General features: G+C 62.4%; 9 protein-coding genes. 6 read left to right on the forward strand and 3 right to left on the reverse strand.

What is annotated here, in order from left to right:
• Positions 1–63 precede the first annotated feature (63 nt).
• Complete coding sequence (gene glgX, locus JWQ24_RS25320) at positions 64–2169, reverse strand: glycogen debranching protein GlgX (RefSeq protein ID WP_299814289.1); 2106 nt, start codon at positions 2167–2169, stop codon at positions 64–66.
• A 205-nt stretch (positions 2170–2374) separates the two neighbouring features.
• Here glgX and rocF point away from each other — a divergent pair, with 205 nt between their 5' ends.
• The 3 genes from rocF to JWQ24_RS25335 all read left to right on the forward strand — a co-directional run bounded on the left by rocF (position 2375) and on the right by JWQ24_RS25335 (position 5357).
• On the forward strand, positions 2375–3343 hold the full coding sequence (gene rocF, locus JWQ24_RS25325; protein ID WP_299814292.1) for an arginase: 969 nt from the start codon (positions 2375–2377) through the stop codon (positions 3341–3343).
• 62 nt (positions 3344–3405) lie between these two features.
• The gene (locus tag JWQ24_RS25330) at positions 3406–3672 is read left to right on the forward strand and encodes a hypothetical protein (RefSeq protein WP_299814295.1); all 267 of its coding nucleotides are present in this window, start codon (positions 3406–3408) and stop codon (positions 3670–3672) included.
• 98 nt (positions 3673–3770) lie between these two features.
• The gene (locus JWQ24_RS25335; RefSeq protein WP_299814298.1) at positions 3771–5357 is read left to right on the forward strand and encodes an alpha-amylase family glycosyl hydrolase; all 1587 of its coding nucleotides are present in this window, start codon (positions 3771–3773) and stop codon (positions 5355–5357) included.
• Between the two features lie 76 nt (positions 5358–5433).
• Here the strand turns inward: JWQ24_RS25335 and JWQ24_RS25340 are convergent, their stop codons facing one another.
• Complete coding sequence (locus JWQ24_RS25340; protein WP_299814301.1) at positions 5434–7125, reverse strand: alpha-amylase family protein; 1692 nt, start codon at positions 7123–7125, stop codon at positions 5434–5436.
• Positions 7126–7493: 368 nt separating this feature from the next.
• Positions 7494–9092: an ABC transporter substrate-binding protein gene (locus JWQ24_RS25345; protein WP_299814303.1), complete on the reverse strand. Its 1599-nt coding sequence runs from the start codon at positions 9090–9092 to the stop codon at positions 7494–7496.
• 222 nt (positions 9093–9314) lie between these two features.
• Between JWQ24_RS25345 and JWQ24_RS25350 the strand changes: the two genes are divergently transcribed.
• The 3 genes from JWQ24_RS25350 (at position 9315) to JWQ24_RS25360 (ending at position 13051) form a co-directional block, all read left to right on the forward strand.
• On the forward strand, positions 9315–10982 hold the full coding sequence (locus JWQ24_RS25350) for an ABC transporter substrate-binding protein (RefSeq protein ID WP_299814361.1): 1668 nt from the start codon (positions 9315–9317) through the stop codon (positions 10980–10982).
• A 208-nt stretch (positions 10983–11190) separates the two neighbouring features.
• Positions 11191–12144, forward strand: coding sequence for an ABC transporter permease (locus JWQ24_RS25355; protein WP_299814306.1), 954 nt, complete (start codon positions 11191–11193; stop codon positions 12142–12144).
• A 19-nt stretch (positions 12145–12163) separates the two neighbouring features.
• Positions 12164–13051 carry an ABC transporter permease gene (locus JWQ24_RS25360; protein WP_299814309.1) on the forward strand — a complete coding sequence of 296 codons (888 nt, stop codon included), beginning with the start codon at positions 12164–12166 and terminating at the stop codon, positions 13049–13051.
• Position 13052: the final 1 nt, after the last annotated feature.

Here is a 13052-nt window from a genome sequence, read left to right on the forward strand (position 1 = left end):
GCAGAAATTGTGGGCAGAATCGGAGATCCAACTTTGCCTTGACTCGCCATGACCGGGTGATCGCTATTTTTGCAACGAGAACAGCAGGAGCGAGCGGCCGGTGACGATGTAAGTGTCGCCGAACGGAAAGACCGGATCCTGCTGCGGCCTGGGAAGGTTGGTGTCGAGCAACAGGTTCCAGCCGATGCCGCCGGTGGCTTCCGGCATGGTGAAATCGACGATGCCCTCGAAGCCGTTGAGGACCAGCAGCATGGTTTGGTCATCGGCCTGCTTGCGGATGCCGGTCTTCTGCGTGCGACCGTCCAGCAACATGCCGAAGCACTTCATGTTTGTGTCGGACCAGTGCTTGTCTTCCATGGCCCCGCCATTGGCGTTGATCCAGGTCATGTCGCGGACGTCGAGCTTCTCGTCGTGCTCGCCGGTAAGAAAACGGGTTCGGCGCAGTACCGAGCATTCCTTGAGCAGCTTAATGATGCGTTTGGTGAAGTCGAGCAGCTCCTGGCCGTTGGCATCAAGCTTCCAGTCGAACCAGGAAATCTCGCTGTCCTGACAATAGGCATTGTTGTTGCCCTGCTGGGTCCGGCCGAACTCGTCGCCGCCGAGCAGCATCGGTGTGCCCTGGGCGAACAGCAGCGTCGCCAGCATGTTACGCTTCTGCCGGCCGCGCAGCGCCAGAACGGCCTTGTCATCGGTCGGGCCCTCGACGCCGCAATTCCATGAGGCGTTGTTGGATGAGCCGTCTTTGCCGTTCTCGCCGTTGGCCTCGTTGTGCTTGTCGTTGTAGCTCGCCCAGTCGTTCAGCGTGAAGCCGTCGTGCGCGGTCACGAAGTTGACGCTGGCCCAGGCGCGACGGCCGTGATGGTTGAACATGTCGCCGGAAGCCGATAGCCGCGGCGCGATGGCCGCAACCGGCGCCTCGCCGCGCCAGAAATTGCGGGCGACGTCGCGGAATTTGTCGTTCCATTCCGCCCAGCCGGGCGGGAAGCCGCCGACCTGATAGCCGCCGGGGCCAATGTCCCACGGCTCCGCGATCAGCTTGACCGTGGTCAGCAACGGATCCTGATCGACGGCTTTCAGAAAGCCGCTCTGCTCGTCGAAGCCATAGACCTCACGCGCGAGAATCGTGCCGAGGTCGAAGCGGAAGCCGTCGATATGCATCTCGCGCACCCAGTAGCGCAGGCTGTCGTTGACCATCTGGATGACGCGCGCGTGCGACAGGTTCACCGTGTTGCCGGTGCCGGTGTCGTTGATGTAATAGCGCTTCTTCTCCGGCATCAGCCGATAGTAACTGGCGTTGTCGATGCCCTTGAACGACAGCGTCGGGCCGAGTTCGTTGCCTTCGGCAGTGTGGTTGTAGACAACGTCGAGGATCACCTCGAGCCCGCCGGCATGCAGCGTCGCCACCATCTCCTTGAACTCGCGCAAAGAGTTCGGCACGTCGGAGGCGTAGCGTGGATCGGGCGCGAAGAAGCCGATCGAGTTGTAGCCCCAGTAGTTGGTCAGCTTCTTCTCGAGCAGGTAATCGTCATTGATGAAGGTGTGGACCGGCAACAGCTCGACGGACGTAATGCCGAGTCCGGTCAGATAATCCACCACCGGCTTGGTGCCGAAGCCGGCATAGGTGCCGCGCAGCTTTTCCGGCACGTCCGGATGCTGCATCGTAAAGCCCTTGACGTGGGTCTCGTAGATGATGGTCTGGTCCCATGGCACGTTCTGACGTCCGGCCTCACCGGTCCAGTCGAAGTCTTTGTCGACCACGACGCAACGCGGCATGAACGGCGCCGAGTCGCGCTCGTCGAACGTGGTGTCGTCGCCGGTCTCCACCTTGTAGCCGAAGACAGCGGGATTCCACGTCAGCGTGCCGGCATGCGCCCTCGCATAGGGATCGAGCAGCAGCTTGTTGGGATTGAAGCGGTGGCCGTTTTTCGGCTCGTAGGGGCCGTGGACGCGGTAGCCGTAGAATGTGCCGGGCACGACGTCGGGAATATAGCCGTGGAACACCTCGTCGGTATATTCCGGCAACTCGATGCGGGTCTCGACATCGCCGTCAAACAGGCAGATCTCGACCTTGGTGGCGTTGGCAGAGAACAACGCGAAGTTGGTCCCCTTTCCATCCCAGTGCGCGCCCAAGGGATAGGGTAAGCCTTCTTCGACCGTTCTGTTCGTCACGAGAGCCCCGTCTGTTCAAATTTCGCAAAATGAAATCCGCACGACAACTTCGCTGCGGCCAATACGTTGCAGTGCAAACGACTGTTTCCCGGCTTTATATTTATGGTCTCATCGTGGCCTATGAAGTTCAATCCGCGGTTATCAGCGTGTTGCGCCGCTGGCCGATCCGGCCTGGAGCGGCGGTGCATTTTGGAAGGGCCAAGCGATGACTGACGTTTCCCAACCCAGGCGCATTGCGCTTCTCGGCGCACCGGTCGAGGTCGGCGCCTCGCAGCGCGGTACCTTGATGGGACCGGCCGCCTTGCGCACCGCCGGCCTCGGTGCGCTGCTGCAAAACCTCGGCTTTGTGGTCGAGGACCACGGCGACCTCACGCCGCTTGACGGCCATCCGCTCTTCGATACCCCGCCGGAAAATGCCAGGCACTATCGTGACATCCAGAAATGGATTCAGGCGCTGAGCGCGCGGGCCTATACGATTGCGCAGTCCGGCGCGCTGCCGATCTTTATGGGCGGCGACCACAGCCTGTCGATGGGCTCTGTCAACGGCGTGGCGCGGCACTGGCAAGAACAAGGCCGCGAGCTGTTCGTGCTGTGGCTTGATGCGCATGCAGACTACAACACGCCAGCCACCACCGTGACCGGCAACATGCACGGCATGTCTGCAGCGTTCCTGTGCGGCGAGCCGGGACTCGACGGGCTGCTTGGCGCCGAGCCACGGGCGTCGATCAGGCCGGTCCATCTCGACCTGTTCGGCATCCGCTCCATCGACAGGCTCGAGAAGGAGCTTGTAGCCGAAAGGAAGATCGCCGTCGCCGACATGCGGCAGATCGACGAGTTCGGCGTCAGCGTGCTGATCCGCCGCGTCATCGAGCGCGTCAAGGCGCGCAACGGCGTGCTGCACGTCTCGTTCGACGTGGACTTTCTCGACCCCGCCACCGCGCCCGGCGTCGGCACGATGGTGCCGGGCGGCGCCACCTATCGCGAGGCGCATCTGATCATGGAGCTGCTGCATGATTCCGGTGTGATGGTCTCGCTCGATGTCGTCGAACTCAACCCTTTCCTCGACGAACGCGGCCGTACCGCGCGTGTCATGGTCGAACTGGTCGGTAGTCTGTTCGGCCAGCAGATCACCGACCGGCCGATGCCGAGCAATGCGATTATCCCGCCAGGATAAGCGGGAACCATCCGCGCGCCCGGGGATTGCTTCCCCATCGTTCATAACCTGAGAGCACGAAAATGATGAAGCATCTTGCGATCATGGCCGTTGCTGCGGCGGCTATCAGCACTTCAATTCCTGCAAGCGCGCAGAATATCGGCGTCGGCGTCGGCCCGGATGGCGTCACCGTCGGCGCGGTGCACGGCGACAGATACCGCGATCGGGACCGTGACTACTATCGCGACCGGCGCGACCGCGACGAGACCGTGGTGATCAAGCGCAGTAGGGATCGCAATCGTGACTACGACCGCGGCGAACGTCGTTCTGTCGTCATCGACCGCGATTAGGATTGTCAGGGAATGGCGGCCTTCCTCCGGGAGGGCCGCTTTTTCGCACCCTTTTTGTTGCCCTTTTGTGTACTCATTTTCCGGTTTATCTATAAAGTATGAACTCTGCAGCGACCGTCTGGTGGCAAGCCGGCACCATTTACCAGATCTATCCGCGCTCGTTTCAGGATTCCAACGGCGATGGGATCGGCGATCTCACGGGGATCATCGGCCGGCTGCCCTATTTGCGCCAGCTCGGCGTCGATGCGATCTGGCTGTCGCCGATATTCCCGTCGCCGATGGCAGACTTCGGCTACGATATTTCCAACTACACCGGCATCGATCCGATATTCGGCACATCAACGGATTGCGACGCGCTGGTCGCGGCGGTGCATGGTTACGGCCTGAAGATCATTCTGGATCTGGTGCCGAACCACACCTCGGACCGGCACGGCTGGTTTCTCGAGAGCCGAAGCTCGCGCGACAATCCGAAACGCGACTGGTACATCTGGCGCGATGCCGGGCCGGATGGCTCGCCGCCGACCAACTGGATGTCGGAATTCGGCGGCAGCGCCTGGGCTTGGGATGAACTGACGCAGCAGTATTACTACCACGCCTTTCTCGACAGGCAGCCCGACCTGAACTGGCGCAATCCCGACGTACGTCAGGCGATCTATGACGTGATGCGGTTCTGGCTGCGCCGTGGCGTCGACGGCTTTCGCGTCGATGTCATCTGGCATCTGATCAAGGACGATGAATTTCGCGACAATCCCGTCAACCCAACCTACAGCCTCGGCCGGCCACCGCATGAATCGGTGCTGCCGCTGTATTCGACCGACCGCCCGGAGACGCTCGACGTGGTCGCCGAGATGCGCCGCGTGGTCGACGAATTTGACGATAGGGTACTGATCGGCGAGGTCTATCTGCCGGTCGAGCGGCTGGTTGCTTACTACGGCCGCGACCTGTCGGGCGCGCATCTGCCGTTCAATTTCGCGCTGCTGTCGGCGCCCTGGAATGCGCATGAGATCGGCGATCTGATTGCGCGTTATGAGGCGGCGCTGCCATTCGGCGCCTGGCCGAACTGGGTTCTCGGCAACCACGATCGCCCGCGCATCGCCAGCCGGGTAGGCTTGGCGCAAGCACGCGTCGCGGCCATGCTGCTGCTGACGCTCAGGGGCACGCCGACGCTGTATTACGGCGACGAGATTGGCATGAAGCAGCTGCCGGTTCCGCCGGAAAAGGTGCAGGACCCGTTTGAGAAGAACGTGCCGGGCATCGGGGTGGGCCGCGACGGCTGCCGCACGCCGATGCAATGGGGGACCTCGGAAAACGCCGGCTTCACCACCGGCGAGCCATGGCTGCCGCTGGCCGATGATTATGTGACGGATAACGCCGCGGTGCTGGCCAGCGATCCCGCCTCGATCCTCAACCTCTATGTGAAGCTGATCGATCTGCGCAGGCACTCGACTGCGCTGGTGTTCGGTGACTACACGCCCGTGCAAACGCCGGGCGACCTGCTGGCCTATCACCGTCATTATGATGGCGAGAGCCTGCTGATCGCGCTCAATCTGGGTGCCGCGCCGCTGTCGATGCATGTCGAGGGCGGTGAAATACTGCTGTCGACACAACTCGATCGCAAGGGCGAGAATGTCTCCGGCCCGTTGGAGCTGCGCGGCGATGAAGGCGTGGTCTTAAGGTTGCGCTGAGCGACTGCAGGCGAAGCCGTAACCGGTTGGATCCAGACGGCGGATTACGCCTCTGGCTAGGCCGCCCTACCGGGTATCACTGCGGGTGCGGGTCCGAATCGCCGTCGATGTCGCTGCGGCGGAGCAGATAATCCAGCCCGCCGACGCGGTACCAGCGGTGGGCATAGGCCTCCAGCATCAGATGGTGCTTGCCCTTGTCGTCGGCGTGACTGTGGTCTTCGTCGAGCAGGTTGATCAGGTGTTTGTCCTGCTCGGTTTTGAGACCGACAGCGAACGAGACTTCGCTCGGCTTCTCGTCGAGATTATGCACGAACAGCACCGAATTGTTACGCCAGTCGTAACGCATCACCAATACGGCGGGATTGCGGGTCGGGATGATCGCGAAGTCACCCCAGCCGATCTCCGGCACTTCCTTGCGCATCCGGATCATGCGCTCGGTCCAGTTCAGCATCGAGTTGGGATCGCGGCGCTGCTTGGCGACGTTGACGTGATCGTAGCCGTAGGGGCCTTTATCGATCACCGGATTTTTCGGCCTGTCATGCTTGGTAAAACCGGCCTGCGGCTCGGTGGACCACTGCATCGGCGTGCGCGCACAATTGCGCTCAGGCAACGAGAGGTCGTCACCCATCGCGATCTCGTCGCCATAGCGCAGCACCGGCGTGCCCGGCAGCGTGTACATCAGGCTGTAGGCCAGCTCGAGCCGGCGGCGGTCGCCGCCCAGCATCGGCGCGAGGCGGCGGCGGATTCCGCGATCGTACAGCTGCATGGATTTATCCGGGCCGAATTTTTCGAACACCGTCTGGCGTTGCGCCTCGGTCAGGCGGCCGAGATCGAGTTCGTCGTGGTTGCGCAGAAACAGGCCCCATTGCGCTGTCGCCGGCCGCGGCTTTGTGACTTTCAGCGCCGCCGCCAGCGTGCGCGCGTCGCCGGAGGCCAGCGCATAGAACAGGTTCTGATTGACCTGGAAGTTGAACATCATCTGCATGCGATCGCCGTCATCGCCGAAATACTCCATGTCGGTCTCGGGCTCGACGTTGGCTTCGGCGAGGATGATGGCGTCGCCCTTGCGCCACTGCAGGAATTCGCGAAAGGCGCGCAGCATGTCGTATTGTTCGATCGGCTTGTTGACCTTTGGCCCCTTGGTGGCAATCACGAAGGGCACTGCGTCCATGCGGAAGCCGGAGACGCCGAGCTGCAGCCAGAAGCCCATGATCTTGAGAATCTCGGCCTGCACATGCGGGTTCGAAGTGCTGAGGTCGGGCTGGAAGTCATAGAAGCGGTGAAAAAACCACGCCTTGGCGTCCTTGTCATGGGTCCATGTGGATTTCTGCACGCCGGGAAACACCATACCCTTGTTGGCATTGGCCGGCTTCTTGTCTGACCAGACGTACCAGTCGCGGTATTTTGAATTCTTCGCGCTCCGGGCGTCCTTGAACCAGGCGTGCTGGTCGGAAGTGTGGTTGACGACGAGGTCGATGATGACGCGGATGCCGCGCTGGTGGCAGCCGTGGGTGAATTCGACGAAATCGCCGAGCGTGCCGTAGCGCGGGTCGACGCCGTAATAGTCGGAGATGTCGTAGCCGTCATCCTTGCTGGGTGAGGGCTGGAACGGCATCAGCCAGATCGCGGTGACGCCGAGTCCGTCGAGATAATCCAGCCGTCGCGTCAGCCCCTTGAAGTCGCCGACGCCGTCGCCGTCGGCATCCATGAAGCTGCCGACTGACAGACAATAAAACACGGCGTTCTTGTACCAGAGATCGTCGATCATGAGGGCACCGGTATGTGATGACGGTGTGGATCAAGTCGCGCGGCGGGCAGGGGTTCCGATTAGCCCTCTTCGCTGTCGTCCCGGACAAGTGAGCGCAGCGAACGCCGATCCGGGACTCATCCCCTCCGAGCCTGCAGTTAAGAATAGAGTAGCGCGTCACATAACGACAGCGTGTATGGGGCCCGGCTTGCGCTCGCAAGTTCGCTTACCGGGACGACGCGGAGTTTTCTACTTCTTCTCTCCCGTCAGCCGCAGCTCCGCTATGTCCGGGGGAGAAGGACGAAAGAAAAAGGCGCCGCCGATTGCTCGGCGACGCCTGATGATGTGCAGCTGACTGTAAAGCAGAAGCTGTTATGCGAAGACCCAGCTCAGTCCATGCTGATCGTCGTCAGATCCTGGAACCAGTGCTGCGCCTGCACGAACTTCTTCACCTTCGGAGACAGCGCGTGCGGGTTGGTGTCGTGGACGACCCAGACCAGCACGGCGTCGTCGACGATCAGCGAATGCGCCTGGGCGATCAACTCATCCTGCTTGGTAGCGTCGAAACTGTTCTTCGCTTCGTCGATCAGCGCATCGACCTTCGGATTTTTGTAGCCGCCCCAGTTGACGCCGACCGGCGCGACCTGGCGCGAGTCGAAGAAGCGGACGATGGCGTAAAGCGGGTCCGAGGTGACGTAAGCGATGTTGTTCGCGGTGATGCCCTTCATGCTGTCGTCGGCCGCGCCCTTGCGCCAGGCCGTGTAGAGCACTTCGAGCTCGACGACCTTGAACTCGACGTCAACGCCGATTTCCTTGAAGCTCTGCTGCAGGAACTCGTTCATTGGTAGCGATAGCATCTGGCCGGTGCCGCCATTGGCGATGATGAAAGTCGCCTTCAGCGGCTTGTCCGGGCCGTAACCGGCTTCCTTCACCAGTCGCTTGGCTTCGGCGAGGTCATACTTGATCTTGAAGTCCGGCTTGCCGAACCATGGGCTCGACGGATCGACCTGGCCGATGGCGGGCTTGGCGAGGCCGTTCATCAGGCCGACGACGGCGTCGCGGTCGATGGCCAGGTTGAGCGCCTTGCGCAGACGAACGTCAGTCCAGGGCGAGCCCGGCAGCACGCTGAGATGATAGTTCCAGACGTGCGGTGTGACGTTATCGACGATCTTCATGCCGGCCGATTTCAGCTGCGGCACGGCGTCCGGCGCAGGCGTCTCGATCAGGTCGACCTGACCGGCGAGCAGCGCGTTGGTGCGGGTCAGGGCTTCTGGCATCGGCACCAGGACGAGCTTGTCGACCTTGGCGAGACGCTTCTTGTCCCAGTAGTCCGGGTTCTTCGAGAGCTCGGCGAGTTCGCGCGGCACCAGCTTGGTGAGCTTGAACGGGCCAGTGCCCGACGGCGTGGCAGCGAACTTGTCCCAGTCCTTGCCGACCTTTTCGTACTGCGCCGGGCTGGAGACCAGGAACCAGAGCATCTGGTAGGGGAAGAACGAGTCGATGGTCTTGGTCGTGATCTCGACGGTGGAATCATCGATCTTGGCGTAGCTGGCTACCGACGGCAGGCGAGTCTTGACCTGAGCGCTCTGGCGTTTGTCGAACTGCGGTGCCTTATCATTAAGCACCTTGTCGAGATTCCACACCACGGCGTCGGCATCGAAGTCGCTGCCGTCATGGAATTTGACGCCCTTGCGCAAAGTGAAGCGCCACTTGGTCTTGTCGGCGGGATCGACCTTCCACTCGGTGGCGAGGCCGGGGATCAGTTTGCCCGGTCGGTCGGACACGTCCATCTCCCAAGCGACCAGCGGATCGTAGATGGTGTATCCGGTGAACTGGTAGGCGCCAGCCCCGCGGTCGGGCTGACCGGTAGTCAGCGGAATGTCCGCCATCGAGATGCCGTAGCGCACCACCGTCTCGGCTTGCGCCGGTGCGGAGGCACCCAGCAGCGCGGCGATGGCCGCAACAAAAATAGAATTCCGAACGCGCATTAAACCAAGCTCCATTGATGGGGGGCGAGAGTCGCCCAATACCTGCAAGCTTGATGCCAGATTAGGCAGATGCTGATGCCCTGTGTGCCAGTCGGAGGCTGTGCCACAGCCCGAGTCATCCGGGCGCCGACGCGCGATCGATGGCACGGGCGTTGCATAAGAATTAGCCAGTGAGTTAGGCTGCCAAGCCGAACCATCCAATCTCTATGGGGACTGACATTGATGCGTATCGAAAAGCCGACCAAGAGCCGCCTTGCGCTGACGATCGCCATGCTGGGCATGGCGACTGCGCTGACCCTGCCACAGGCAGCGCGCGCTGAAACAGTTCTGCGCATTGGCATGACTGCTGCCGATATTCCGCGCACGCTCGGGCAGCCCGACCAGGGCTTTGAGGGCAATCGCTTCACCGGCAACACGATGTATGACGGCCTGACCGGCTGGGATCTTTCGTCCGCCACCAAAGCAAGCGTGGTGATCCCGGCGCTCTCCACCGAATGGAAGGTGGATGATGCCGACAAGAAGAAGTGGATCTTCAAGCTGCGCCCCGGCGTCACCTTCCATGACGGCTCGCCGTTCAACGCCGACGCCGTGGTGTGGAACGTCGAGAAGGTGTTGAAGCAGGATGCGCCGCAGTTCGACGCCAGCCAGGTCGGCGTCACCGCGTCGCGCATGCCGACGCTGGTTTCGGCGAAGAAGATCGATGACATGACAGTGGAGTTGACCACCAAGGAGCCGGACTCGTTCCTGCCGATCAACCTCACCAATCTCTATATGGCCAGCCCGGCCAAGTGGCAGGCCTTCTTCGACAAGGCCGAAGGCGCCGACGCCAAGGCGAAGTCGCAGGCCGCATGGGCGGCGTTTGCCAAGGAGCCCGCCGGCACCGGCCCGTGGAAGATGTCGAAGTTCACGCCGCGCGAGCGTCTCGAGCTGGCGAAGAACGACGCCTACTGGAATAAGGATCGCGTCCCCAAGGTCGACAAGCTGCTCCTGCTGCCGATGCCGGAAGCCAATGCCCGCACTGCGGCGCTGCTGTCCGGACAAGTTGACTGGATTGAGGCCCCGGCGCCCGATGCCGTCAAGGAAATCACCGCGCGGGGCTTCAAGATCGAGAAGAACGAGCAGCCGCACGTCTGGCCGTGGCAGTTCTCACGCATCGAGGGCTCGCCGTGGAACGACATCCGCGTCCGCAAGGCCGCCAATCTCTGCATCGACCGCGAGGGGCTGCGCGACGGCCTGCTCGCCGGCCTGATGGTGCCCGCCACCGGCACCTTCGAGCCCGGCCATCCCTGGCGCGGCAAGCCGACCTTCCAGATCAAGTATGATCTCGCCGCCGCGCAGGCGTTGATGAAGGAAGCCGGCTACGGCCCGGGCAAGAAGCTGTCGGTGAAGACCCAGACGTCGGCGTCGGGCTCCGGCCAGATGCTGCCGCTGCCGATGAACGAGTATCTGCAGCAGGCGCTGGCGGAGTGCTACTTCGATGTGAAGCTCGACGTCATTGAATGGAATACGCTGTTCACCAACTGGCGCCGCGGCGCCAAGGACGCGTCGGCCAACGGCGCCAACGCCACCAACGTGACCTTTGCGGCGATGGACCCGTTCTTCGCGCTGGTGCGCTTCCTGCAGTCGGGAATGGCGCCGCCGGTCTCCAACAACTGGGGTTTCATCAACAACCCGAAGTTCGACGAGCTGGTGACCAAGGCGCGCACGACGTTCGATGCCGCGGCGCGTGACGAGGCCTTGGCCGAGCTCAACGCCGCCTCGATCGATGATGCTGCGTTCCTCTACGTTGCCCACGACGTCGGTCCGCGCGCGCTGAGCCCGAAGATCAAGGGCTTCGTGCAGCCGAAGAGCTGGTTCATCGACTTCTCGTCGGTGTCGATGACGCCGTAAGTAGCGGGCGTGCTTTGATCGAAGCGCTGTTTCTTCCCTCTCCCCGTGTGGGAGAGGGAAGACGCGCGATAGCGCGGCCGGGTGAGGGGTCGTGTCTCGCTCCGTAGACCCCTCATCCGACGCGGACTTCGTCAGCGCCACCTTCTCCTACAAGGGGAGAAGGAAGGAAGAATGAGCCACTTGGCTCTCATTGAACCGAAGGTGATCTTTGTTCGTCTATATCGCGCGGCGTATTGTTTATGTGATCCCGGTCGTCGTCAGTGTGGCGCTGGTGTGCTTTCTGCTGGTGCACATCACCCCCGGGGATCCCCTCGTCGCCATTCTTCCCGCTGACGCGTCGCAGGAACTCGCGGCGCAATTGCGCATCGCCTACGGCTTCGACCGGCCGCTGCCGGTGCAGTTCGGCCTGTGGCTGTGGCGCGCGCTGCACGGCGATCTCGGCAATTCCATCGCCACCGGCCGCCCGGTGCTGGCCGAAGTGCTGCGTGCCGTCAGCAACACCGTCACGTTGGCGATTGCCGCGGCCGCGATCGGCTTCACGCTCGGTCTCTTTTTTGGGCTGATCGCTGGCTATTTCCGCGATACCTGGGTCGACAAGGTAGCGACCTCGATCGCGATTGCCGGCGTCTCGGTGCCGCATTACTGGCTCGGGATGGTGCTGGTCATCATCTTCTCGGTGCAACTGAACTGGCTGCCCGCCGTCGGCGCTGGCCCCGGCGGCTCCGGTTCGTGGGCCTGGGACTGGGAGCACATCAAATATCTGGTGTTGCCGGCGATCACCACCTCGGTGATCCCGATGGGTATCATCACCCGCACGGTGCGCGCGCTGACTGGCGACATCCTCTCGCAGGATTTCGTTGAGGCGCTGCGGGCCAAGGGCCTGCATGAGACGAGTGTGTTTCGCCACGTCATCAAGAACGCCGCGCCGACCGCTCTGGCGGTGATGGGTCTGCAGCTCGGTTACATGCTCGGCGGCTCGATCCTGATCGAGACGGTGTTCTCCTGGCCGGGCTCCGGCCTGCTGCTGAATTCGGCGATCTTCCAGCGCGACCTGCCGTTGCTGCAGGGCACGATCCTGGTGCTGGCGCTGTTCTTCGTGTTCCTCAATCTCCTGGTCGATATCGCGCAGGCCGCGATCGATCCGCGCATCAAGCGGAGCTGACCATGACGGGTACTCACTCATGACCGCGATGACCGACACCGCCCTGCAAGCCGCGCCCGCGCATGCCGCGCGCGGCTACTGGGCCACGGTGGGCCGACGTATCGTCCGCGACAAGGTCAGCATGACCTGTGCGGCCATCCTCCTTCTGATCCTGCTCGGCGCGCTGTTTGCGCCGTGGCTCGGCCTCGCCGATCCCTATCAGGGTTCGATGATCCGCCGGCTGCGCCACATCGGTACGCCGAACTATCCGCTCGGCACCGACGAACTCGGCCGCGACATGCTGGCGCGACTGATCTATGGCGGGCGGCTGTCGCTGCTGATCGGCATCCTGCCGGTGATCCTGGCTTTCGTCATCGGCACATCGCTCGGCCTCGTCGCCGGCTATGTCGGCGGCAAGGTCAATACCGCGATCATGCGCACCGTCGACATCTTCTACGCCTTCCCGTCGGTGCTGCTGGCGATCGCGATTTCCGGCGCGCTGGGGGCCGGCATAGTCAATTCGATCGTCTCGCTGACCATCGTGTTCGTGCCGCAGATCACCCGCGTTGCCGAAAGCGTCACTACCGGCGTTCGTAACGCCGATTTCGTCGAGGCAGCACGCGCTTCCGGCGCGGACGCCTTCACCATCATGCGCGTGCACATGCTCGGCAACGTGCTCGGCACCATCTTCGTCTACGCCACCGGGCTGATCTCGGTGTCGATGATCCTGGCCTCCGGCCTCTCCTTCCTGGGCCTCGGCACCAAGCCGCCGGAGCCGGAATGGGGCTTGATGCTGAACACGCTGCGCACCGCGATCTACGTCAATCCCTGGGTGGCGGCGCTGCCTGGCGCGATGATCTTCGCAGTATCGATTTGCTTCAATCTCCTTAGCGATGGCATGCGCAGCGCCATGGACATCCGGAACTGAT

The organism is Tardiphaga sp. (assembly GCF_028290495.1).
Classification (GTDB): Bacteria; Pseudomonadota; Alphaproteobacteria; order Rhizobiales; family Xanthobacteraceae; genus Tardiphaga.

Coding starts and splice junctions, on each gene's coding strand:
- rocF (WP_299814292.1), top strand. CDS start 2,375: ATGACTGACGTTTCCCAACCCAGGCGCATTGCGCTTCTCGGCGCACCG.
- JWQ24_RS25335 (WP_299814298.1), top strand. CDS start 3,771: ATGAACTCTGCAGCGACCGTCTGGTGGCAAGCCGGCACCATTTACCAG.
- JWQ24_RS25330 (WP_299814295.1), top strand. CDS start 3,406: ATGATGAAGCATCTTGCGATCATGGCCGTTGCTGCGGCGGCTATCAGC.
- JWQ24_RS25350 (WP_299814361.1), top strand. CDS start 9,315: ATGCGTATCGAAAAGCCGACCAAGAGCCGCCTTGCGCTGACGATCGCC.
- JWQ24_RS25345 (WP_299814303.1), bottom strand. CDS start 9,092: ATGCGCGTTCGGAATTCTATTTTTGTTGCGGCCATCGCCGCGCTGCTG.
- JWQ24_RS25340 (WP_299814301.1), bottom strand. CDS start 7,125: ATGATCGACGATCTCTGGTACAAGAACGCCGTGTTTTATTGTCTGTCA.
- JWQ24_RS25360 (WP_299814309.1), top strand. CDS start 12,164: ATGACCGCGATGACCGACACCGCCCTGCAAGCCGCGCCCGCGCATGCC.